General features: G+C 34.2%; 20 protein-coding genes and 1 pseudogene. All 21 read left to right on the top strand.

What is annotated here, in order from left to right:
• Nucleotides 1-57 precede the first annotated feature (57 nt).
• The 21 genes and pseudogenes from LA20249_RS03620 (at nucleotide 58) to LA20249_RS03520 (ending at nucleotide 24,819) form a co-directional block, all read left to right on the top strand.
• Nucleotides 58-2,055: a beta-galactosidase gene (locus tag LA20249_RS03620; protein ID WP_057740289.1), complete on the top strand. Its 1,998-nt coding sequence runs from the start codon at nucleotides 58-60 to the stop codon at nucleotides 2,053-2,055.
• A gap of 194 nt (nucleotides 2,056-2,249) precedes the next feature.
• Entirely contained in the window at nucleotides 2,250-3,197 is a 948-nt protein-coding gene (locus LA20249_RS03615; protein WP_057740292.1) for a LacI family DNA-binding transcriptional regulator, read from the top strand.
• Between the two features lie 94 nt (nucleotides 3,198-3,291).
• On the top strand, nucleotides 3,292-4,953 hold the full coding sequence (locus LA20249_RS03610; RefSeq protein ID WP_057740295.1) for a glycoside hydrolase family 13 protein: 1,662 nt from the start codon (nucleotides 3,292-3,294) through the stop codon (nucleotides 4,951-4,953).
• 14 nt (nucleotides 4,954-4,967) lie between these two features.
• Complete coding sequence (locus tag LA20249_RS03605) at nucleotides 4,968-6,260, top strand: alpha-amylase family glycosyl hydrolase (RefSeq protein ID WP_057740297.1); 1,293 nt, start codon at nucleotides 4,968-4,970, stop codon at nucleotides 6,258-6,260.
• Nucleotides 6,261-6,465: 205 nt separating this feature from the next.
• Nucleotides 6,466-7,701 carry an extracellular solute-binding protein gene (locus LA20249_RS03600; RefSeq protein WP_057740300.1) on the top strand — a complete coding sequence of 412 codons (1,236 nt, stop codon included), beginning with the start codon at nucleotides 6,466-6,468 and terminating at the stop codon, nucleotides 7,699-7,701.
• Between the two features lie 38 nt (nucleotides 7,702-7,739).
• Nucleotides 7,740-9,089 (top strand): carbohydrate ABC transporter permease, encoded by a 1,350-nt coding sequence (locus LA20249_RS03595; protein ID WP_057740303.1) that lies wholly within the window; start codon nucleotides 7,740-7,742, stop codon nucleotides 9,087-9,089.
• Nucleotides 9,090-9,092: 3 nt separating this feature from the next.
• Nucleotides 9,093-9,970: pseudogene (locus LA20249_RS03590) on the top strand (sugar ABC transporter permease).
• A gap of 154 nt (nucleotides 9,971-10,124) precedes the next feature.
• The gene (locus LA20249_RS03585) at nucleotides 10,125-11,882 is read left to right on the top strand and encodes a glycoside hydrolase family 13 protein (RefSeq protein WP_057740306.1); all 1,758 of its coding nucleotides are present in this window, start codon (nucleotides 10,125-10,127) and stop codon (nucleotides 11,880-11,882) included.
• 16 nt (nucleotides 11,883-11,898) lie between these two features.
• Nucleotides 11,899-13,524 carry a glycoside hydrolase family 13 protein gene (locus LA20249_RS03580; RefSeq protein WP_057740308.1) on the top strand — a complete coding sequence of 542 codons (1,626 nt, stop codon included), beginning with the start codon at nucleotides 11,899-11,901 and terminating at the stop codon, nucleotides 13,522-13,524.
• Nucleotide 13,525: 1 nt separating this feature from the next.
• The gene (locus LA20249_RS03575) at nucleotides 13,526-15,163 is read left to right on the top strand and encodes a glycoside hydrolase family 13 protein (protein ID WP_057740311.1); all 1,638 of its coding nucleotides are present in this window, start codon (nucleotides 13,526-13,528) and stop codon (nucleotides 15,161-15,163) included.
• A 32-nt stretch (nucleotides 15,164-15,195) separates the two neighbouring features.
• Nucleotides 15,196-17,439, top strand: a complete 2,244-nt coding sequence (locus LA20249_RS03570) for a glycoside hydrolase family 65 protein (protein WP_057740314.1) — start codon at nucleotides 15,196-15,198, stop codon at nucleotides 17,437-17,439.
• Nucleotides 17,440-17,499: 60 nt separating this feature from the next.
• On the top strand, nucleotides 17,500-18,171 hold the full coding sequence (pgmB, locus tag LA20249_RS03565) for a beta-phosphoglucomutase (RefSeq protein WP_057740317.1): 672 nt from the start codon (nucleotides 17,500-17,502) through the stop codon (nucleotides 18,169-18,171).
• A gap of 24 nt (nucleotides 18,172-18,195) precedes the next feature.
• Entirely contained in the window at nucleotides 18,196-19,182 is a 987-nt protein-coding gene (locus LA20249_RS03560; protein ID WP_057740321.1) for an aldose epimerase family protein, read from the top strand.
• A gap of 11 nt (nucleotides 19,183-19,193) precedes the next feature.
• Nucleotides 19,194-19,577, top strand: coding sequence for a VOC family protein (locus LA20249_RS03555; RefSeq protein ID WP_057740323.1), 384 nt, complete (start codon nucleotides 19,194-19,196; stop codon nucleotides 19,575-19,577).
• A gap of 143 nt (nucleotides 19,578-19,720) precedes the next feature.
• Entirely contained in the window at nucleotides 19,721-20,293 is a 573-nt protein-coding gene (locus tag LA20249_RS03550; protein ID WP_235806798.1) for an LbetaH domain-containing protein, read from the top strand.
• A gap of 13 nt (nucleotides 20,294-20,306) precedes the next feature.
• Complete coding sequence (locus tag LA20249_RS03545; RefSeq protein WP_186809196.1) at nucleotides 20,307-20,897, top strand: sugar O-acetyltransferase; 591 nt, start codon at nucleotides 20,307-20,309, stop codon at nucleotides 20,895-20,897.
• Nucleotides 20,890-21,480, top strand: coding sequence for a putative quinol monooxygenase (locus LA20249_RS03540; RefSeq protein ID WP_057740329.1), 591 nt, complete (start codon nucleotides 20,890-20,892; stop codon nucleotides 21,478-21,480). The genes LA20249_RS03545 and LA20249_RS03540 overlap by 8 nt, the downstream gene beginning before the upstream one ends.
• Nucleotides 21,481-21,543: 63 nt before the next feature.
• Nucleotides 21,544-22,356: an HAD family hydrolase gene (locus tag LA20249_RS03535; RefSeq protein ID WP_057740331.1), complete on the top strand. Its 813-nt coding sequence runs from the start codon at nucleotides 21,544-21,546 to the stop codon at nucleotides 22,354-22,356.
• A 230-nt stretch (nucleotides 22,357-22,586) separates the two neighbouring features.
• Entirely contained in the window at nucleotides 22,587-23,366 is a 780-nt protein-coding gene (locus tag LA20249_RS03530; protein ID WP_057740334.1) for an ABC transporter ATP-binding protein, read from the top strand.
• On the top strand, nucleotides 23,363-24,097 hold the full coding sequence (locus LA20249_RS03525) for a hypothetical protein (RefSeq protein ID WP_057740335.1): 735 nt from the start codon (nucleotides 23,363-23,365) through the stop codon (nucleotides 24,095-24,097). The genes LA20249_RS03530 and LA20249_RS03525 overlap by 4 nt, the downstream gene beginning before the upstream one ends.
• On the top strand, nucleotides 24,094-24,819 hold the full coding sequence (locus LA20249_RS03520) for a hypothetical protein (protein WP_057740337.1): 726 nt from the start codon (nucleotides 24,094-24,096) through the stop codon (nucleotides 24,817-24,819). The genes LA20249_RS03525 and LA20249_RS03520 overlap by 4 nt, the downstream gene beginning before the upstream one ends.
• Nucleotides 24,820-24,880: the final 61 nt, after the last annotated feature.

Below are 24,880 nucleotides of genomic sequence, written 5' to 3'. Positions count from 1 at the left end.
GTGTGTCATCTGTGTTAGATTAATCTCTAATTAATTATGAAAGGTAAAGGTAAAACTATGTCTATTTTATATGGTGGTGATTATAATCCGGAGCAATGGCCACAAAGCTCATGGCAGTCTGACTGGGATAAATTAAAACTAGCTGATGTTAATTCAGCAACGATTAATGTTTTTTCTTGGTCTTTATTGGAACAAACAGAGGATGAGTTTGATTTTTCACAACTTGATAGAATTGTGAGATTATTGGAGAAAAACAATATAAAAATAGTTATGGCAACTGCTACTGGGGCAATTCCTTTTTGGATGACAAAAAAATATCCTGATATCAATCGGGTAGACACAAATGGGCATCGACAGATTGGTGGCAAACGTGAGAATGCGTGTCCTAATAGTAAAAGCTTCCAAAGATTAGCAGCTCAATTAGTCGAAAAAATAGCTAAGCGTTATTCAAATGTAAAAAATATAACTCATTGGCATATATCTAATGAATATAATGGTTATTGTTATTGTGATAATTGCGCAAGAGAATTTCGTAGATGGCTTAAAAAGGAATATGATAATGATTTAGAAAAAATTAATTGCGCTTGGAATACTAATTTTTGGAGTCATACTTATCGTCAATGGGATGAAATCATGCCACCGATGAGACTAGGAGATACCTTTAGTAATGGAAAATCAGTTTTGTCAGGATTAGACTTAGCCTATCGTAGATTTCAATCTGATAGTTTGTTGAATAACTTTAAGATGGAACGGGATATCATAAGAAAATATGATAATCGACCAATTACAACGAACTTAATGGGTTCACAAAAGGATCTTGATTATTTCAAATGGGCAAAAGAAATGGATGTAGTCTCTTGGGATAATTATCCTAGTTTCGATACCCCTGCGAGCTATACTGCAATGCAACACGATCTGATGCGTGGCCTAAAAGGAAAGCCCTTTATGCTAATGGAGCAGACTCCTAGTCAGCAAAATTGGCAACCATTTAATTCTTTAAAATTTCCTAATCAGATGCGAATGCTTAGTTATCAGGCAATGGCTCATGGTGCAGAAACAATTCAATTTTTCCAATTAAAACAATCGCGCAATGGATCTGAAAAATTTCATAGTGCCATGATTTCCCATAGTGATTCAACCAAAACGAGAGTTTTTAAAGAATTAAAACAATTAGGTGAAGAATTATATAATTTGCCTGATGAAATAAAATTATCAAAAATTTCTTCAAAAGTAGCAATTATTTTTGACTGGAATAGTTATTGGGGATTAGAAGATTGTATGGGTCCAACAACTAATCTCAATTATGTCAATGGAATTCATGATTACTATAAGGCCTTTTATAATAAGAAAATTAGTATCGATATGATTTCAAAAGAGACTGATTTTAAAAAATATAAGATTGTTATAGCTCCAAATATGTACATTAATTCCGAATCTTTAACTCAAAGAATTGAAGATTTTGTTAATGAAGGTGGAATTTTTGTAACGGATTACTTTTCAGGGATCTCTGATAAAAATGATAATGTGTATTTAGGTGGTTATCCAGGATTACTGAAGAATGTTCTAGGGCTTAAATATGATGAAACTGACGCCTTACCGTTTGAAACACAACATACACTTGAAAATGATAGTCAAAAGATTGGAAATGGGAGTTTGGTTTGTGATTTGATTCAACCACAAACTGCTCAATCATTAGCTCATTATGGTACTGAGGTTTTCTATTCGAATTACTCTGCCTTGACGAGAAATCATTTTGGTCAAGGATATGCCTATTATTCTGGAACACGTTTGAATGATAAGGCTATGGATTATTTCTTGACTGATATCTTAAAACAGGCTGGTTTGAAAGCTGATTCTAGTAAAAATGATGTAGAAGTAATGGTAAGACAAAACGATGATACTAAATTTGTTTTTATTATTAATACCGATTCTGAAGTTAAGAAAATTGATAATCCTTATCCAGGAAGTTTGGATCTTTTGTCACAGAAAGTTATATCTAAGCAGATTGTTCTACAAGGTTATGATGTAAGGATTTTGAGAATTCAAAAAAGCTAAAGGATATGAATGTTATTAAAGTTATAAATATCAAAAAGATCAGTTTAGTCAACCATCAAAAAATGGATGACAGAACTGATCTTTTTTTAAAATCAAATTTAATGAATATATGTGTAAAATGAAAAATATATAAAAATAGCACTGAAAGGGTTTTTATATTGTTATAATAAAATTGTGGTATGGAGGGAGAACTCATGACTACTTTATTAGATGTAGCAAAGAAAGCCAATGTTTCAAAAATGACGGTTTCGAGAGTAATCAATCATCCGGATAAGGTCACTGATGAGTTGAAGCAAGTGGTTTATGAAGCCATGCGGGAGTTAGATTATCATCCTAATGTGATTGCCAAAGCTTTGGCAAATAATAGTACTAGAATTGTTAAGTTATGCATTCTAGAGGACATTGATACGACTGAACCATATTATATGAATTTGATGATTGGAATTGCTAAGATTTTGGATTTGCATCAGTATTCATTGCAACTAGTTACTCGCCGCAATTTCGATATTGGGAATTGTGATGGGTATATTATTACGGGAATGCGAATAAATGATGTTGAGTGGATAAAAAAGTTGAAAAAGCCAGTCATTTTATTTGGCGAGAATCGTTATGGCTTGGATTATGTTGATACTAATAATAAAGCAGGTACGTATCTGTTATCACAGTTAGCCTTGAAAAAGGGTTATGAAAAATTGATCTATATTGGAATCGACAGTAAGGAATCATTTGAATATTCTCGTGAGGCTGGTTATCTCCAGCAAGTTCAGGAGAAACAAATGATTCCAGAATTGCATCGTTTTGGAAATCATAGTCACATGTCAGAAGAATTTGTGGAGAATAATTGGGATAATATTCCTAAGAATACGGCTTTTATTTGTGCATCCGATCGTTTAGCTATTGGTATTGAACGTGGTATTATTCGTTGTGGCGGTAAAATTCCTGAGGATTTTGGCGTTACAGGGTTTGATGGTGTGTTTTTGAATCAAATAGCTTCGCCTAAGATTACGACAATCAAGCAATCTATCATTGAAATGGGAAGTGCTTGTGGGGAAAATCTTTTAGATAAGATCCAGAATGCTGCTCCCCAAGGCTCGCTTGTCTTTGAACCTAAAATTAGTTTGGGAGGAACTTTACGTAATTAAATTGTTACCGATAACATCGTTTAAAGCCTTGCTATAGTGGGGCTTACTTTTTTATACTGGTATGTAAGGGTTTACAAGAAGGGGGCTATGTATTGTGAATTGGTATGATAAAGCAATCATATACCAGATTTACCCCAAAAGTTTTCAGGACACCAACGATGATGGTATTGGAGACCTTCGAGGAGTAATTAAGCATTTAAATTATGTTAAAAGTATAGGCTGTAATACTATTTGGCTTAATCCTATATTTGTTTCACCACAAGTTGATAATGGTTATGATGTGTCTAATTATTTTGCAATAGATCCTATTTTAGGGGATATGAATGATTTTACAGAATTGATACAAAAAGCTCATCATTTAGGATTACATATTATTTTGGATTTACCAATTAATCATACTTCCGATCAACATCCGTGGTTCAAAGACGCTATTAATAATCCTAATAGTATTTTTAAGGATTATTATATATGGCATCAAGAAGTAGATGGACATGAACCTAATAATTGGGGTTCATTTTTCGGCGGAAGTGTTTGGGAAAAGAATCCAAATAATGAAAATGACTATTATTTTCACTTATTTGATAAGCGAATGCCAGATTTGAATTGGAAAAATCCGGAAGTACAAAAATCAATTGCCGATATTGGTAAGTTTTGGCTTGGAAAGGGCGTCGATGGATTCCGCTTGGATGCTTTTATTCACATAGCTAAGGCTAATTTGGAGCAGAATTCTTTGCTTACAAATGAAAAGTATCCAGCTGATGATACCTTTTATGCAAGGTTACCAAAGGTAAAAGAATACTTAGGAAATTTTGTTAGGGACATTAAAGCTTATAAGCCTGATACCTTTTTGTTTGGTGAAGCATCTTCTGCCAAGGCTCGTGATGCTGCTGAATACACTAGACCTAATGAAGATGGCTGTGATGTAGTTGTTAATTCGGGGAATTATGGTGAAGTGTACGATGATAGTAATTCAGAGATCCCTGGGTTCTTTCAAACTAGACGACTATCATTGGATTGCTTAAAAAAAACCTACGTTACTTGGGAAAGTATTCTTAATGGAATTAGCTTGCCAACCTTGACTTGGGGCAACCATGATATTAGTCGAGTATTGGACCGATTAAATTTACCAGTTGAGAATACGGATGTAGCTAAACTATTAGCGATGTTGATGTTTTTACAAAGAGGTGTTCCGGTAATTTATTATGGTGAGGAATTAGGTATGCATGGTTTAAAATTCCAGCATATTAATGATTTCAATGATCAAAGAGCTGTGGATTTAATAAAGACGCTACGTAAAAAATCCTTTGATGATAAAACTATTTTGCAATTATTGAATAATCAAGACGAAATGACAGCTCGAGGCCCAATGCAATGGGATACCTCCAAATATCACGGATTTTCAAAGAAACAACCGTGGAATTGGGCTTTGACTGATGAGAATAATGTCGAACAGGAATTGAAGCAGCCAACTAGCGTTGCTACTTTTTATCAAAGTTTATTAGCATTAAAGAAAGATGATTGCTTTACTAATGGTGATTACCAATTGTTGATCACTGATCCAGAAATATATGCTTATTTACGACAAACGAATGCTGACAAGGGGTTAGTCATTGTTAATTTTTCCACTGAAGCTAAAACCTATCATTTACCACAGGGAAAATGGAAGCAAATGCTAACTAACCATGTTGTCAAAGTATCTGATGGAAATGTAACCATTGATCCATGGGGATGCTGTGCTTTGGAATCAAAAAAATAGTAGGGGTGTAAATTATGGCAAAAAATACAAGTGTAGAATTAAGAAAAGCTCAAATTTATAGTGTCTTTGTAAGAAATCATACTAAGAAGGGTACTTTGAAAGCTCTTGAGAGCGATTTGGAACGTATTAAGGAGTTAGGAACAGATTATATCTGGCTATTGCCTATTTATCCAATTGGTAAAAAGGATCGTAAAGGTAAATTAGGCTCACCATATTCTATTAAGGATTATCGTTCAATTGATCCTAAAATTGGTTCATGGGATGATTTCGTTCATTTTTCAAAAACTGTTCACGATATGGGTATGAAATTGATGATTGATATTGTCTATAATCATACTTCACGCGATTCAGTTCTTTTAAAAGAACATCCGGGTTGGTTCTTGCGCGATGATATGGGGAATCTTTTAAACAAGAACCCTGACTGGACTGACGTTGCGGAATTAGATTATTCTCATAAAGATTTATGGAAGTATCAAATTGAGACTTTAAAGAAATATGCTGATTTAGTGGATGGCTTTAGATGCGATGTGGCACCACAAGTACCGCTTGATTTCTGGAAAGAAGCTCGCAAAGATGTTGCTAAGGTTAATCCAGATATGATATGGCTAGCAGAAACTTCTGGTGGTGGCTATATTAAATACTTACGGGACAGAGGTTATTGTGCTGAATCTGATAGTGAAATGTATCAAGCATTTGATATGACCTATGACTATGATATTGACGAGATATGGCATGCATATATTAATGACAAAGTTCCATTGGAGCGGTACGTAGAAGCTCTGAATCAACAAGAGTATATTTATCCTAAAAATTACATTAAAATGAGAGCTCTGGAGAATCATGATCAAGTTAGAGCACATAAATTATTTATTAATGAGAATGATATGTTCAATTGGACAGCTTTTTCAGAATTCCAAAAGGGTTCTACGTTAATTTATGCTGGACAAGAAGCAGGTATGAAGCATACACCAAGTCTATTTGAAAAAGATAAAGTTAATTGGAAAGATCAGAAAATGGATCTTAGTGCATTAATGGAAAGAATGCATGAATTAAGTCAAGATCAAATTGAATATGAAGGTATTTATGATATTAAAGCTTTGGAAAATGAGGTTGTTAAAGTTACCTATAAATTAGGTAACAAGATTAGAGTCGGACTATTTACCTTGAAAGGACAGTCGGGGCGTGCCAAAGTCAATGTCAGAAGTGATCATTATACTAATTTGATCGATAATTCACTAGTTAATGTACAAAATGGTATTTTAACTATTGATTATGACCCTATCATCATTGAGGGAGAACTCAGATAGTTATTGATTTTAAAAAAAGAAGCACTCACAAACGTTGAGGGCTTCTATTTTTTATACCTTTAAATAATTAAAGGTAGATTTTTATAAGAAAATGACAATAATGAATTCTGTTAGCGGTAACATTGTGAAAGCGATTGCAACTTTTCAAAAAATAGGTAATATAGAAGTTGTTAAGTGATTAGATATTTTTTAGGAGGAGAGAAACATGAAGAAGAATTGGAAAAAGATTCTTTTAGGTGGATTAGTTCTTAGCATGTCCATGGTAGTTTTAGCAGGCTGTGGTAGCAAGAGCAGTAGTTCATCAAGTAGTAGTAGTAATACTCAAAATATTAAGCTTTGGGTTGATACTGAGCATATCGCTGCTATCAAGGGTCAGGTTAAGAAATTTGAAAAAGCCAACCCTAAGGTACACGTTACGATTAAAGCTGGATCATCAGCTGATGCATTGAAAGATGTTTCAAAAGATCCAGATAAGGCTGCTGATGTCTTCATGATGCCACATGATCAAGTTGGTCAAATGGCAGATGCCGGATTACTTTACCCAGTTTCAAAGAAATACAGTAATTCAATCAAGAAAAATGATGTTAAGTCAGCTGTTGATGGTGTTACATGGAAGGGCAAAGTTTACGGATTCCCTTACGGTATTGAGTCACAAGTTCTTTATTATAATAAAGCTAAATTATCAGCCGAAGATGTTAAGAGTTGGGATACATTAACATCAAAAGGTAAGTTAGGTACAAACTTTGCTGAAGCAGGTGCTAATTACATCTTTACACCATTGTTCATGAGTAATGGAGACGTTCTTTATGGTAAGAATGGTGAAACAGTTAAAGGCACTAACTTCAATAATGAAAAAGGTATTCAAGTATTAAGTTGGATTGCAAAGCAAAAGGATAATTCAGGTGTTGTACAAACAAACGCTGCCGCATTATCAAACTTACAATCTGGAAAAACAGATGCATTCCTTTCAGGCCCATGGTCAAAGAATGATGTTAAGAAGGCTCTAGGAAAGAACATGGCTGTTGCTCCATATCCAACAGTAAACTTTGGTAGTGGCGATGTTCAAATGAAGGCATTCTTAGGTGTTAAAGTTTACGGTGTTAACCAACAAACTAAATCACCAGTTGCTTCTATGAAACTTGCTAAATATTTGACTAATGAAGCTACACAAAAAGTTGAATTTGAAAAGAATGGTGTTGTACCTTCAAACGCTAAAGCACAAGATTTACAAGTAGTTAAAGATGATGAAACTGCTAAATCAGTTATGACAATGTCAGCTTCAGATCATTCAGTTGTTATGCCTAAGGTACCACAAATTACAGATCTATGGCCACAAATGGATTCAGTCATTAATGATACTTACAAAGGTAAGATTAAGTCATCAGATTATCAAAAGAAATTAGATAAAGTTGTTTCTGTTGCATCAAAGAAGTCAAATTAAAACAATTTTCTCTAAAAAAAAAGTAAGGGTGCGATTATATGTTTAAGAAACATTCCACGGAACAACATATAACATTTAGAGAATTGTTTACGAAGGGCGGATTGCCAGAGAAGCTTTCGTTTATAATTATGGGCTTTTCAAACTTTGCAAATAAACAAATTCTTAAAGGTTTAATATTTTTAGTTGCTGAAGTTGGATTTATATTCTGGCTAATTCGCAATGGTATTCATGCTTTAGCGATGTTACAGTCGTTAGGAACCAAGAAACAAGGATTGGTTTATAGTTCTAAATTGGGTATGGACGTCTTGCAAAAAGGCGACAATTCGATGCTTATCCTATTGTTTGGTATCGCAGCAATTTTGATTTGTATCGTTTTAGTAATACTCTATGTAGTTAATTTAAAGAGTGCTAGACATATTTTTGAACTAAAGGCTGCTAATAAGCCAATTCCATCTTTGAAGGATGATCTTAGAAGTCTCTTGAATGAAAGATTCCATCAGACTCTAATGACAATTCCATTATTAGGTGTGTTGTTCTTCACAATTTTGCCGCTATTGTACATGATTGCAATAGCATTTACCAATTATGATCATAATAATTTACCGCCAAAGAATTTGTTTAGTTGGGTAGGCTTTCATAACTTTTCTCAAGTTGTTACTGGTGATATAGCTTCAACTTTCTTCCCGGTATTGAGTTGGACATTAATTTGGGCCTTTGTAGCCACCGTATCATGTTTTCTATTAGGTGTTATTTTGGCTTTGTTGATCAATACTAAAGGAATCAAATTTAAGAAAGTATGGCGTACGATTTTTATCTTGACAATGGCCGTTCCACAGTTCATTTCTCTATTAATCATGCGTAATTTGTTAAATGATGCTGGTCCTGTTAACGCAATGCTTAAAAATTGGGGTTGGATAAGTAAATCAATTCCATTTTTAACAGATCCTACAATGGCTAAGTTTTCAATCATCATAGTTAACCTATGGATTGGTATTCCAGCCACAATGTTGATTACAACTGGTATTATTCAAAATCTTGATCAGGAACAAATTGAAGCAGCCATCATGGATGGTGCTAATAAATTTCAAATTTTTATGAAAATCACTTTTCCACAAATTTTATTTGTTATGATGCCATCATTAATTCAACAGTTGATTGGTAATATTAATAACTTCAATGTTATTTACCTATTAACTGGTGGTGGACCTACAAATTCAAATTATTATGGTGCTGGATCGACAGATCTACTTGTAACTTGGCTTTATAATTTGACTGTAAATACTATGGATTACAATTTAGCTTCTGTTATCGGTATTTTAATTTTTATTCTATCTGCAGTGTTCAGTTTATGGGCATATACTCATACCAATTCATACAAGGAGGGTTAAAAAATGGCAAAGAAAAAAGAAATCAATTACAAAGCACAAAAGAAACGTACCAAGGCTATTGTTTATACCATCCTAACGGTCATGGCTATTGTCTGGCTATTTCCAATCGTATGGATTGTATTGAATAGTTTTAGAGCTGAGGGTGGAGCCTTTGTTCCATACATCATTCCAAAGCATTTTACTTTTAATAATTATGTAAAATTGATAGCCGATTCTTCAGGAAGTTATCCATTTGTTCGGTGGTTTACAAACACATTAATCGTTTCTGTATGTACTTGTGTTTTATCAACCTTTATAACCATTTCGATGTCGTACGCCTTATCTCGTTTAAGATTTAAATTGCGTAAACCATTTTTAAAGGTTGCTTTAGTTTTAAACATGTTCCCAGCTTTCATGAGTATGATTGCTATTTACTACGTACTTAAAGCTTTAAATCTAGTTTAAATCTAGCTGGTAGTCTGTTGGCCTTGATCCTTGTTTATTCTGCAGGTGCAGCTTTAACATTCTATGTTGCTAAGGGGTTCTTTGATACAATTCCGATGGCTCTGGATGAATCAGCTATGATCGATGGTGCTAATAAGTGGCAGATCTTTACAAAGATCACATTACCATTATCTAAACCCATTATTGTTTATACAGCATTGACAGCATTCATGGGTCCATGGATGGACTTCATTTTTGCTAAAATCATCATGGGTGATGACGTTAAGAATTACACCGTTGCCATTGGTCTATATTCAATGATGACAAAGACAACTGCTAATTCTTTGTTTATGACATTTACCGCAGGATGTGTTCTGATTGCGATTCCAATTACATTACTCTTCATTTATATGCAGAAGTACTATGTCGAAGGTGTCACATCAGGTGCTGTTAAGTAATTAAGCTTGGAACCTTGATTCTAGAAACTTGAATTACTAAATTCGTATAGTTTATCTGGCTCTGCATAAAATTTACTCAATACGTGAATGTCTTGAATTTATTTGATGCAGAGCTTTTTTTATTCAAATTTTTGAAAAGTAAGAGGTTATTTTAATGAATACGCCAGCAATTTATCATCGTCCCGATAGTGAGTTTGCTTATCTTTATAAGGATAATTTAATGCATATTAGATTGAGAACTGCGCGTGGTGATGTTAAAAGGGTTGATCTAATACATGGTGATCCGTATACATTGGATACACAACATTGGCAAGAAAAAACCAGTTCAATGGAACGCTATTTAACGACTGACTTGTATGATTTTTGGACAATTGAATTAACTGAACCGTTTAAACGAATTTCATATGCCTTCAAGATTACTGGAAATGATGGAATAACTATTTTTTATGGTGATCACGGTATATTTTCATTTGAAAAGAATGTTTTGGATAGTGCTGATAATTATTTCAGAATGCCATATTTTCATGAAATTGATCGTTTTAAAGCACCAGAGTGGGTTAAGAAAACTGTTTGGTATCAAATTTTTCCTGAACGATTCGCCAATGGAGACAAAACTAATGATCCAGAAAACACATTAAATTGGGGATCGAAGGACCCTAGTCAAACTGACTTTTTTGGCGGTGATTTGCAAGGTGTAATTGATCATTTGGATTATCTGACTGACTTAGGTATCAATGAAATCTATTTCTGTCCTATTTTCAAAGCTAAATCTAATCACAAATACGACACAATTGATTATATGGAAATAGATCCAGCTTTTGGTGATAAAGAAACCTTTAAGAAATTAATAAATGAATGTCATAAGCGTGGCATCAGAGTCATGCTGGATGCCGTCTTTAATCACATGGGGGATAATTCGCCTCAATGGCAAGATGTACTTGAAAACGGTCGTGACTCTAAGTATGCTGACTGGTTTCATATCAATAAGTTCCCGATAACTTATCAGGATACAGGTTTTGATCAAGCTGAGAATATCACTTACGATACATTTGGATTTACGCCGCATATGCCTAAATTAAATACTGCTAACCCTGAAGTTAAGAAATATTTATTAGGAATTGCAAAATATTGGATTAAAGAATTCGATATAGATGCTTGGCGCTTAGATGTGGCTAATGAAATCGATCATGAATTTTGGCGTGATTTTAAGAAAACTTGTGATAGCGTTAAAAAAGATTTTTACATTTTGGGAGAAGTTTGGCATTCATCTCAAGGTTGGCTACAAGGAGACCAATTTAGTGCAGTAATGAATTATGCATATACAGATTCGATTTCAAAATACTTAATTAAGCAAGAGATACCTATAGACAAGATGGTATCTGATATCAATAATCAATTAATGCTTTATCGGGATCAGACTGATCAGATTCAATTCAATGTCTTAGATTCCCATGATACAGCTAGATTGTTAACGGAAACCAATGATGATAAGGATCTAATGAAACAAGTTCTAGCATTCACTTATCTTCAGCCAGGTGTTCCATGTGTTTACTATGGCGACGAGATAGGTATGGATGGCGGTAATGATCCAGGGTGTCGTAAGTGTATGGTTTGGGATAAATCGAAACAAGATTTACAACTATATGACTTTTTCAAACAATTAATCAGATTCAGAAGAAACAATCAAGAGGTGCTTTCTGAAGGTAAGATGGTTTGGGAAAGAGTTCAAGATGATGGTCTATTAATTCTTAGTCGTAAAGATGATAAAAAGATCGTGAAGATCATATTAAATTCAGGAATTAAGGATCAAAATGTAAAAATTAATCAAAGTGTCATTTTAAGTAATTTAACAATAACAAATAATCATGAATTAACTATTAGTCCTAAAGGATTCGCATTAGTTAAAGACTAGACAAGGGGTGCTAAATTTGCAAAAACATTGGTGGCAAGAAACAACAGTATATCAAGTTTATCCACGTAGCTTTAAAGATTCAAACGGTGATGGAATTGGTGATCTACAAGGAATTATTAGTAGACTAGATTATTTACAGAATTTAGGGATTGGGGCTATCTGGCTCTCACCAGTCTATCGTTCACCCAATGATGATAATGGTTATGATATTTCTGATTATCAAAATATTATGAAGGAATTCGGTACTATGAACGATATGGACGAGTTGATTTCTGAAGCTAAAAAGAGAAATATTCGTATCGTTATGGACCTCGTTGTTAACCACACTTCTGATGAACACAAGTGGTTCATTGAATCTAAGAAAAGCAAGGATAACCCATATCGTGATTTTTATATCTGGCGCGATCCTAAAGACGGCGGAGTGCCGAACAAGTTGGAATCGTCATTTAGTGGATCAGCTTGGCAATTTGATGAGAAAACGGGTCAATATTATTTACATCTTTTCAGTAAGAAACAACCTGACTTGAATTGGGAAAATGAAAAAGTTCGTCAAGCGGTCTATAAAATGATGAACTTCTGGATTGATAAGGGAATCGGAGGATTCCGGATGGATGTAATTGATTTGATTGGGAAACAACCTGACAAAATGATTACTGGAAATGGTCCTAAACTTCATGAGTATTTACAAGAAATGAACCAAGCTACTTTTGGTGGCAAAGATATGTTAACAGTTGGTGAGACTTGGGGTGCAACTCCTGAAATAGCCAAACTTTATTCGAGTCCCGAACGTCATGAGTTGTCTATGGTATTTCAATTTGAGCATAGTGGATTGGACCAACAGCCCGGTAAGGAGAAATGGGATTTACAACCATTAGATATTGGTAAGTTGAAAAAGGTTTTAGCCAAGTGGCAAACAGAGCTTGGCGATGAAGGTTGGAATTCTTTATTCTGGAATAATCATGATTTACCAAGAATAGTTTCTCGATGGGGAAATGATCAAGAATATCGTGTTCCAAGCGCTAAAATGTTAGCCATTTTACTCCATATGATGAAGGGAACTCCTTATATTTATCAAGGTGAAGAAATTGGGATGACCAATAAACCGATTAAAGATTTCTCCGAAATTTCTGATATTGAAAGCCGTAATATGTATCGTGAAAGAATCGCTAAAGGATATAAAAAAGCAGATATCATTAAATCAATCAATACTAAGGGTCGTGACAATGCTAGAACACCAATTCAATGGAATGAGAGCGCACAAGCTGGATTTACGACTGGAACACCATGGTTAGAAGTAAATCCTAATTATAAATCTATTAATGTTCAGGACGCTTTGAATGATAGTAATTCGATTTTTTATACATATAAGAAATTAATCCAATTACGAAAAGATAATCCCATTATGATTTGGGGAGACTTTAAACTTTTGGAGACAGAACCTGATATTTTTGTCTTTGAAAGAATTTATCAGAGTGAAAAGTGGTTGATCGTCAATAATTTTTCTAATGACATTCATCGTTTGCAATTACCAGATATTAAACCTGGATCTATGATTATTCAAAATTATGATCATGCTATAACGGATGTTTCTAATCTTGAGTTGCAGCCTTGGGAATCATTTGCCGTAAAAGTGGAGGAATAATATGACTAGTAAAACTTGGTGGAAAAATGCGGTAGGATATCAAGTTTATCCACGTAGTTTTAAAGATTCTAATGGTGATGGAATAGGCGACATTCGTGGAATCATTGAAAAATTACCTTATTTAAAGGATTTAGGTATCGATTTTATTTGGATTAATCCAATTTATAAATCTCCTAATGTCGATAATGGCTATGACATTTCGGATTACGAAAGTATTGAGCCAGAGTTTGGTGATTTGAATGAGTTTAAAGAGCTACTTCAAAAAGCACATAAAATTGGAATAAAGGTTATTTTGGATCTAGTAGTGAACCATACATCTGATCAACACCCTTGGTTTATTGAATCCAAAAAGGGGAAAAATAATCCTTATCGTGATTATTATCTTTGGGCGGATGCAAGTCCAGATAAAATGCCAAATGATTGGAAGAGTTTTTCGGGTCATTCTGCATGGACTTATGATAAGAAATCTGGTCAGGCATATTTCCATGTTTTTGCTGCGGAACAACCTGATTTGAATTGGAAGAATCCTAAAGTTCGTAAGGCTATTTATAAAATGATTCGTTGGTGGCTTGATTTAGAAATCGATGGTTTTCGAATGGACGCTATTAGTCATATTCAAAAGGAACCTTGGGATTTTAAAATTAAAGACAATCCTTGGGCACCGTTTATGAATGTTAAAGGAATCGACAAATATATGTCTGAATTACGAGATATCTTTAATGAATATTCAGTAATGACGGTTGGTGAAGCCAGTGGTGTTACTAGCCGTAAGGCTATTAACTGGACTGACCCTAAACGTGATGGCTATATTAATATGATTTTCGAACTAGAGCAAAACGTTCAAGAAGGTCAATTAGGTGAGCAGAGGATTGATCCTTTAGGTTTTAAAAAAGTATTGGCTAGATGGCAAAGAGATTTGGCAGATGGTGGTTGGAATGCTTTATACGTGGAAAATCACGATAATCCTCGAATTAATACCGTTTTAGGTAATGAGACTGCTCAGTCGGCTAAAGCTATTGCGGCAACTTATATGTTGTTATGTGGAACCCCATTTGTTTATCAAGGCCAAGAATTAGGAATGACCAATTATCCTTTTACTAAGCCAGAGCAGATGGATGGACTGAACACTAAAAAGCGTTTTGAGGAAATTATCAAGCAAGGTCATGATCCGAAAGAAGCTATGAAAATTATGTCACACTGGTCACGAGATAACGCTAGGACACCGATGCAGTGGAGTTCTGAGATTAACGCTGGGTTTTCAAAAGGAGATCCTTGGTTAGCAATTAATGATAATTATAAAAAGATCAATGTGGAAAAAGAATTGCAAGATTCTCATTCAATATTGAATTTTTATAAGAAATTGATTGCTTTACGAAAGAATGAATCAGCCTTTACTGATGGAGACTTTGAACTGATTTTGGATAATGATCCTAATGTTTTTGCTTATTTGAGAAAGAATTCTGAACAAGAATATTTAGTTATTAGTAATTTAAGTGATGGTAAACGGACTGTCACATTGCCTAGAAAAGTAGTTCAGAATGTATGGAGAACAAAGTTGACGAATGATAATACTTTGAAAATTAGTAAGAATATGACTTTGCAACCATATGCAGTAACTGTAATGGAAAAGATTAATTAGTAGATAAATTTATATGTATGGTGGTTTTGATTATGAAGAGAATATTTGAAGTGGATCCTTGGAATGTGGTCACACACAAATTAGACAAGGAAAATAAACGATTACAAGAAAGCATCACTAGTTTAGGTAATGGATATATGGGGATGCGTGGTAATTTTGAAGAAGATTATTCAGGTGATAGTCTTCCTGGAACTTATTTAGCAGGTATCTGGTACCCGGATAAGACTCGAGTTGGTTGGTGGAAGAATGGCTATCCAGAATACTTTGGAAAAGTCATTAACGCAGTCAATTTTATCAAGATGAATTTTTTGATCAATGGTTCAAAGCTTGATTTATATAAAGATAAGATTAGTGATTTTACACTAGATCTTGATATGAAACATGCTACTTTGAGTCGTTCGTTTGTGGTTGATAAAGATGGTCAAAAAGTTAAATTTCAATTCGAAAGATTCCTCAGTGTGGCTTCAAAGGAACTGTCTGTTCAAAGAGTTAGCTTCGAAAACTTGAGTGATCAATCAATCGAAATTAAAGTTATATCGGCTTTAGATGCGGATGTTAAAAATGAGGATGCTAATTATGATGAACATTTCTGGCAGGTTTTAGAGATTACTGACAATAGTATTATTGCTGAAACTAAGCCAAATGATTTTGGTACACCAAGATTTACGTCTGGAATGCAAGTTGGTTATGTTACTGATCTTAAAGAAATTGATTCTAAGATTGATAAAATGGAGACTAGTAAAACTTTTGAGGCTAATTTGAATCCTAATGATGTGGGTACAATTGAAAAGCGTGTTGTAGTTGTTACTTCACGTGATTATGAGTCAGTCGATGATATTAGAGATGCCCAAGAAGGAATCGCAGCAAAAATTGCTAGAGTCTCATATGATGACTTGTTAAGAGCCCATGAAAATGTTTGGGAAAATCGTTGGAATCAATCGGATATTAAAATCGATGGTGACACTGATGCCCAACAAGGGATGCGTTTCAATCTCTTTGGATTATTCACAACATATTCTGGTGAAGATTCTCGATTGAATATTGGACCTAAAGGCTTTACTGGCGAAAAATATGGTGGAGCAACTTATTGGGATACTGAGGCATTCTGTATTCCGGTATATTTAGGAGTATCTCAACCCGAAGTTTCTCGTAACTTACTAATGTATCGTTATAACCAACTAAAAGGTGCTTATATCAATGCTCAAAGACAAGGCTTAAAAGGAGCGCTCTATCCAATGGTGACGTTCAATGGAATTGAATGCCATAATGAATGGGAGATCACTTTTGAAGAGATTCACCGTAACGGCGATATAGCCTTTGCTATTTATAACTACACGCGTTATACCGGTGATAAATCATTTGTACTTAATGAAGGTAGTAAGATGCTGACAGAAATGTCACGCTTCTGGGCTGATCGAGTTCATTACAGTAAACGTAACGGCAAATATATGATTCATGGCGTTACAGGACCGGATGAATATGAGAATAACGTTGATAATAATTGGTATACTAATTTCTTGGCCCGCTGGACCTTGAAATATACATTAGAAATTCTTGGTGAAGTAACATCTGATCAATTTAAGAAATTGGATGTCTCAAAAGACGAAATGTCTAATTGGCAAGACATTGTCGATAAAATGTACTTGCCATATGATGAAGATTTAGGTATTTTCGTGCAACATGATGGTTTCTTAGACAAGGATATTGAGCCAGTTAGTTCCATCCCTAAGGATCAATTGCCTATTAATCAACATTGGTCATGGGATAAGATTTTACGTTCTCCATACATCAAGCAAGGCGATGTTCTTCAAGGAATCTGGGACTTTATTGATGACTTTTCAGAAAGGGAGAAGAAGCGTAACTTTGACTTCTATGAACCATTAACGGTCCATGAATCAAGTCTCTCTCCTGCAATCCACTCTGTTTTGGCGGCTGATTTACATTATGAAGAGAAAGCGGTTGCTTTATATGAGAGAACCGCTAGACTGGACTTAGACAATTATAATAATGACACTGCAGATGGATTGCACATAACTTCAATGACAGGTGGCTGGCTTGCGATGGTTCAAGGCTTTGCTGGAATGCGTGTTCATGACGATGGCACTTTGAGTTATAAACCATTTTTGCCAAAGAAATGGAATAGCTATTCGTTTAGACAGGTGTTTAGAGGTCGTGTCATCGAAATATCAGTCAAGGAAGATGGACCAGAGTTTAAATTGGTATCTGGTGATCCACTTCAAATTAAGGTTTATGACAAACCACTAATGCTTAAATAATTGTAAAATTTGAGGTGTCTGAAAACTTTTCAGGCATCTTTTTATCAAAAGGAGTTTAATATGGTTAAATTTGAACAGATTAAAGGATTTATATTTGATTTAGATGGCGTGATTGCTAACACGTCAGTTTATCATGCTCAAGCTTGGCATCAATTGGCGGACGAATTAGGTGTCACTTGGACCGATGACCTAGCTAACCAGCTTAAAGGTGTTGGTCGGATGGATTCATTGAATTTGATTCTTAAATCTGGTGGCAAAGAAAACGATTACACTGAAGACGAAAAAGTAAAATATGCGACTAAAAAAAATGATAATTACTTGAATCTTTTGAAGGGATTAACTGATGATGACATTCTTGCTGGTATGAAGGAATTTATTCAGGATCTTGATGCACATCATTATTTGATTTCTCTAGCTTCATCGTCTAAAAACTCACCCAAGGTTCTTGAAGCATTGGATTTAGCCAAATATTTCAATGAAAGAGTAGATCCTGATACGTTGACGCATGGTAAGCCAGATCCTGAGATTTATCGCCGTGGAGCTGAGATTTTGAATTTAAAGCCAGAAGAATGTATTGGCTTAGAAGATGCTGTTTCAGGAGTTAAATCCATTAACGGTGCTCATGAAACATCAGTTGGAATCGGTGATCCTAAAATATTAAATGAGGCAGATATCAATTTCACTGATACATCACAAGTAACTTTGGCTAATATAAAAAAGGCAATGGACTAAATAAAAGGTAAAGTAGGTAAAAATATGGCAGTTTCAAAGACAATTTTTGGGGAAATTGATTCCGAACCGGTTTACCTCTATAAAATTAGTAATAAGAATCAAACAAGTATTAGTGTTTTAAGTTATGCTGCAACTTGGCAAAACTTTGAAGTAATTGAGGACGGTAAAAAACATTCATTGATTGAGCATTTTGATAATTTGGACGATTATATTAAGACGCCTTATCAAGTTGGTAAAACAATTGGTCGTGTAGCTGGACGAATCAAGGACGCTAGTTTTCAAATAAATGGTGTTGATTATCAAATGGAACAAAATGAAGGTGAGAATTTACTTCATGGTGGTAGTCATGGATTGCAATATCAAAATTTTGAATCAAAGAAAGTTGCTGAAAATGCTGTTTTATTGAGTCATACAGTTCATGGCGAAGATGGCTTTTTGGGCACATTGAAAGTTAACGTAGAGTATATTTTGAATGATGACAATGAAGTATCGATTATCTATAGTGCTGAAACCGATCACGATACTTTATTTAATCCAACGTGTCATGTTTATTTTGATGTTGATGATGAAAATATTCGTCAGCAGAAATTACAAATTAATGCTAATAGCTTTTTGAAAGTTGACGATGGAAAAATTCCAACGGGGGATTTCTTAGCGACTGACGGACCTTATGACTTCAAAAAAGCTAAAACTATTGGTCAAGGCTTGGATGAATTAGCATTATTAAATAAGTATGAATACGATGATGCCTTTGTAGTTGATAATCGTGCAGCAACCATTAAATCTGATAAACGAGCAGTTGATTTATATACGGATCGTAATGGGATGGTTATTTTTACAGCAGATCCAAAGGACACTGAAAAAACTGAAAAACATGAGTACAGCTCCTTAGCAATGGAAATGCAAACTTTACCAGATGCTGTTCATCACTTAGGATTTGGCGATATCGTTTTAGGTAAAGGGCAAAAGGTTGTCTATACTAATAAATATAAGTACCGTAGATTTGAATAGAGGGGTAAGTAATGAAAATTGAGCATGTTGGGTTATTTGTTAAGGATCTAGAAAAAACTGTTGAATTTTATGAAGAATTCTTTGAGGCAAAGGCTTCTGAAAAATATCATAATCCTGTGACGACATTTTCATCACGTTTTATGTCTTTTCCAGATGGGACAAGATTGGAAATTTGTACTAGAGAGGATCTGAATAAGCACCAGCTTGATGGCTATCCTTTGGGCTACATGCATATTGCCATGTCTTTGGGTTCTAAAGAAAAGGTTGATGAGTTAAGTAAGAAAATCTCTGATGCAGGATATAAGCATTTAAGTGGTCCCAGGGTTACTGGTGACGGCTATTATGAGAGTGTCGTTTGTGATCCCGAAGGTAATCAAATTGAATTAACAGTTTAAAAATTATCCTAAAAGTTGAGAAAAGCTTTTGGGATTTTTTTGTTATGCAATATATGAATTTGTCATGATACAAGATAGGTATTAGACGTTAGAGATTTTTACGCTTACTCTAAAGATAAGAACAAGAAAAAGAGTGTGAAAATGTGGCAGAAAAAGAGATAGTTTTAAAGAAAGCTCGTCAAGGTGGAGTCTTAGACCTTTCTAGTGAGGAATTAGTTACCATTGATAATATTGTTGAGAAGAATACTTTAATAATTGACCAGATTAATCAAAAATCTCACACCGTTATAGAGCGAAGAGCTTTATTTAGTAAATTGTTTGGCTATCAAGTTCCAGAATCAACTGATATTAAAGCACCTTTTAATGCTGACGTCGGTTGCCAAACTTTTGTTAAGGAGAATGTTTTTATTAATAAAGATTGTTTCTTTATGGATCTAGGCGGAATTTGGATTGATCGTAATGTTAAAATTGGTCCACGCGTTAGTTTGATTACAGTCAATCATGCTGAAAATCCACAGAAGCGACAACAGTTAATTACCAAGAGCATACATCTTCAACAAAATGTTTGGCTAGGAGCTAATGTAACAGTCTTACCTGGAGTGACGATTGGTGAGAATTCTATTGTAGGTGCTTGCTCATTAGTAACAAAAGATGTGGAATCAAATAGTGTCTACGTTGGATCACCAGCAAAGAAATTACGAGATTTAAAATATTAGGAGGAAATTTTTGATGATGACAGAACATGAGAAATTATTAGCCGGTCAGGATTATGATTATCGTGATCTAGAATTGCAATCAATGATTACTAACGGTAAAGAATTGGTTCATGAAATAAATACTGAAAATGACCAAGAAAAGCGACAACAGGCAATGCATGAATTGTTTGCAAAAGTGGGTCAAAGGTTAACAATCAACGGAAAATTTGGAGCTGTTTATGGGAAGCATATCAGTTTTGGCGATGATGTATTTATTAATGGAAACTGCTATTTTCAAGATTCCAATAAAATTACATTAGGAGATCGAGTAATTGTTGCTCCAGATACAAAATTTTATTGTGGTGAACATTCCGAGGATGCTACTAAAAGATTTGGTATCAGAGAAGATGGTAGTCACTACTTGATTACTTATACTGAACCCATTTCTGTTGGTAGTGATGTTTGGATCGGCGGAAATGTCACGATCATTGGTGGTGTTCATATAGGAAATAACGTCATTATTGGTGCTGGGGCAGTTGTAGTTAAAGATGTTCCAGATAATTGTGTCGTTGGTGGTGTTCCAGCCAAATTTATCAAATCATTACCCGAGGTAAAAAATGACTGATGGATTGATTTTTCGAATGTATAAATTAGTGATTGAACCAAAAGATCGTCAAGCATTTGTTGAAGAAGGAGAAAATAATTTTACAGTTTCACACAAAAATGAACCGGGAACACTATTAATGTATGCAACTCACAGTGATGAAGTTGGGGCAGTTAACTATGTTTTTGAACTATATTTGAATAAAAAGAGTTATCGAATTCATGCTGATTCGTCGCAATTTAAACGATATGGCAAATTAGCACAAAAGATTATTAAAAAGAAAGAACTATTTGAATTAGAACCAATCCTTTTATCGAGTCCAAAAAATTTAGAAATTGTTGGCAAAAATCCTTATAGCATTCGAATGACGAAATTGAAGGTTGAAGATTCACAAATCGATTTACTATTACGACAAACAAAAGGCGAATTGACAGCCTTTCATCTCGCTAAGCTGGATAATTACTGGCTGATACTTGAAGTAAGTGATGATTCTCAATTATATAGAGATTGGACATCTTTTGGTCAGGTTATCAATAGAAAGGATTTAAAATTGGATACTTTAGTAAATCAAGCAAAAATCGATTATCTTGCAGAATCTAAGTAAACGGTTCCAATAATTTGCTACAATGTATTATGTAATTATTTATATAATGCGAGGAAGATAATAATGTCAAAATATTTAGTTTTCACCGATCTTGATGGAACACTTCTATCAGGTGACCATAAGAAAGTTTCAGTTAGAACTAAAGCAACGATTGAATATTTGCAAAGATACGATGTGAAATTCTATATTGCAACAGGTAGAATGTATGAACTCGCTAAAATTACTCAAGATCGTCTCAATCATGACGTTGGACTGGTTACTTCCAATGGAGCTGTTTTTGATGGCGTCGGTGGACAAGAAGTTAAATATTTAGGATCTAAGGCAGTTGATTTGGCATATAGAGTTACTCAGATTAATAAGTTACCGATGATGTTATTTACACCCAAAATAGCTTATTTTACAGAAAAAATCCCTCATTTTATTGCTCAAAACGCTGGTAATTTTGATGAGGCTTTTGGATATAGAGAAATTAAGAGTTTGAATGATTTACAAAAAATTTCTCCTCAAATCACTAATGGCGTCGTTTTGAGTCGAGGAAATATGGCCGAATTGAATCAAGTACGACAGCAATTAAGCGATAGTAAATTGTTACACTTGTCTTCATCTGGACCCAGCAATATTGAAATGATTCCCTTGAAGACTGACAAAGGGACAGCAATTAAGCAAATTCAATTGGAAAATGAAATTGATAGAAATCACACATTCGTTTTTGGCGATGGGATGAATGATTTGGGTATGATGAAAGAAGCTAAGTATTCAGTTGCAATGGGTAATGCTCAACCAGAAGTAAAACAAGCAGCCAATTATATAACTGAGACTAATATTAATGATGGGATCTCTAAGTTTTTAGAAAATTATTTTAAGAAATTATATTAAATATTAAGAAAAGATCAGCGTGGTTAACTATTAGTATAGTTGTCACACTGGTCTTTTTAGGTTCAATTCAATAAATAAATTAGCAATAATCAAATCATATTAAATATAAATTAATAAAAATGCTATAATACAGATAATTTATAAAAAGGAAGTATGAATTATGACTAAAAATAATAAAGCAATGATTGGAGACATCGAAAACTCAGATTTTAATTAAAGAGAGTGATTAGGTGAAAAAAGAAATATTAACAGTTAAACATCTCCAAAAGACGTTTGACAATCATGGAAAAAAATTTGCAGCAGTTAAAGATGTAAGTTTAAAAATCCATCAAGGTGAGATTGTTGCCTTGATTGGTCCCAATGGTGCTGGAAAAACTACAACAGTATCAATGGTAGGAGGCTTCTTAAACCCAAGTTCTGGACAAGTAAAAATCAATGGACATGATATCTGGAAGTCAAAACATTTTGACCATTCTGGAATTGGAGTAGTTTTTGGTGGTGAATTAGGTTTTTATGGTCGTGCTAGTGCTTATGATAATTTGGTCTTCTTTGCTAATTTGAATAAGATAAAGTGGCGTCAACAAAGAAGTGAAATTCAACGTGTTTTAAAACTGGTAGATTTACAAAACGTTGCTAATAAACAAGTATGGACATTTTCTCGGGGGATGTATCAACGATTACATATTGCCCGAGCCTTGTTAGGCAGTCCGTCATTATTATTGTTAGATGAACCAACTAATGGCTTAGATGTTGAGATAGCAAAAGAGATTCATGGAGTTTTGCAAAAGTTAGTTAAAAATACTGGTGTTGCCATTTTATTGACAAGTCATATTATGAGTGAAGTAGAAGCTTTATCCGATAAGATTATTCTTATTGGTGATGGTAAAGTCAAAGAAACTGGTACTGTGTCAGAAATTATTGCTAAATCATCAGTACATCACATTGATCGTCCAGCGACACTTGAGGAATCGTATCTTGCTTTCGCTCCAGAATTGAGGCGAGAACAATGAGAAGCTTTCTTATGATGGTCTGGTTTCAAACAAAACTGTATGCTAAAAATCAATATTTTTTCTGGTTACTATTAACGAGTACCGTTTCAATGTTTTTAACGCTTTATCTCGTTGATTATTCACAAGGTCAAGTTGATGAACAAATTTGGATTAAAGCGGCAATTGTAGGGATGTGGTCTTCCGCCACTACAGCTGCAGGAGCTATTTCTTTTCAAAAGTACCAACAAACCTTAGATATGGTTTTGAATCAGCAAGTAGATGAACGAATTGCTTTGGCTGTTTTAGTATTGCCGGCGACGGTATTTGGCTTCTTAGCTTTCCCACTGAGCTATCTCTTAGCATTAATATTAAGAGTGGAAATACAATTTGATTGGCTTCAAATTATTACTGGTGGAAGTTTATTATTTATTAGTTCTACGGCAATGAGTTTAACAATTGCTATTTGTTTTGTCTTAAGTAGCGATGCCATTATTTATGAACAATTAATTAATATACCGATAGTTTTGATGTCAGGAGTCTTTGGATTCCCAGAAAAATTGTCTGGTTTAGTAAAAGTAACAAGATGGATAATTCCTATTAGTGGTCCCGTTAGAATTTTGACAGAACAATTAACCTTTGAAGATATTTTAGCGATGATTGTTAGTACCAGTATCTGGATCGGTGTTGCGTGGTCAATAGCTTCTCGTATATTGCGTTTATCCAAAAAGACGGGGAGGCTAGGCGAATTATGATTAAGACACAATTATCAACTTTATCCTATATTCGTAATTGGCGAGTCATTCTAGTTTACTTTTTAATTATTCCAATTTTGAATATGTTGCTGCTTGTGGCTGTGACGAATAGTGAGACCGGTCAAATTGATTGGAAAGTTGCGACTAGTTCAGTATTAATATCAGGACCACTTTTAGCACTTGGCAGTATTAATAATTTACTAGTTGGGGATATTAATAGAAGTATCATTTTGGAAGTAATGATCAGCCGCCCATTTTCAATGGCTTATTGGGGAAGTAAAATTTTGATCTCTAGTGTAGTAGCAGAAACAATGGTCATAATTAATGGATTATTGTTATGGCTGATTAACAGAAATATTTCTTTGAGATTATTGTTTATGCTGTCCTTTATGGCAGTTGTATCAGGAGTGATTTTGGGTATTGTATCGTTTGTCCTTTCAATGGGGATGTCCGAACCGTATTTCTTTTCTAATATAATTAGTGCTGTAGGATATTTGGTTTCTGGTACCTTGATTTCTTTTGAGAAATATCCTACTTGGTTGCGTTTTATTGGTGGTTTTTTCCCATATAGGCATACGATTGATGCGCTTCGAATGAACCAATTAGCCTTGTTTTGGAAAGACGTACCAATTCTAGTAGTCTGGATTTTATTTGGGATTATTGCATATTGGTGGCAAATAAAAAGAGTTACTAAAAGATCCAATCAACGAACAATTTTATAAAAGCAATAACCGTAGTTGAATACAATTACGGTTATTTTTATACTTTAAGAAATAAATTGTT

Origin of the sequence: Companilactobacillus alimentarius DSM 20249, from assembly GCF_002849895.1 — a bacterium.
GTDB lineage: Bacteria > Bacillota > Bacilli > Lactobacillales > Lactobacillaceae > Companilactobacillus > Companilactobacillus alimentarius.
The sequence above is the reverse complement of the archived record's forward strand: the minus strand, read 5'-3'. Positions and strand labels throughout refer to the sequence as shown.